Below are 357 nucleotides of genomic sequence, written 5' to 3' on the forward strand. Positions count from 1 at the left end.
CAATTTTCAGCTTGATCCAGATTTTTAAAGAGCAAAACTTCGCAGTGAACCTTTTCAGGTACACTCTGAAGTTTTCTTGTTTTTTTGCAGTAAGGAATGGTGGAGCTATGCGGGATCGAACCGCAGACCTCCTGCGTGCAAAGCAGGCGCTCTCCCAGCTGAGCTATAGCCCCATCGTAGTTAAATCTCGTTTAACCTTAATTTCTGTTGAGGCAAGGCGTGGTGACGCGAAGCATACTGAAGTATGTGAGCATCGCCGCAACGCAGCATCAGCAGAAATTTGGTAGGCCTGAGTGGACTTGAACCACCGACCTCACCCTTATCAGGGGTGCGCTCTAACCACCTGAGCTACAAGCC

1 tRNA gene is annotated in these 357 nt (G+C 49.0%); it reads right to left on the reverse strand.

Annotation, left to right across the window (positions count from 1 at the left end):
• Nucleotides 1–97: 97 nt before the first annotated feature.
• Nucleotides 98–173: transfer RNA gene (locus OGW44_RS01300), tRNA-Ala, on the reverse strand.
• Between the last annotated feature and the right edge of the window lie 184 nt (nucleotides 174–357).

Source organism: Citrobacter sp. Cb023 (assembly GCF_030336805.1).
GTDB classification, from domain to species: domain Bacteria; phylum Pseudomonadota; class Gammaproteobacteria; order Enterobacterales; family Enterobacteriaceae; genus Citrobacter; species Citrobacter braakii.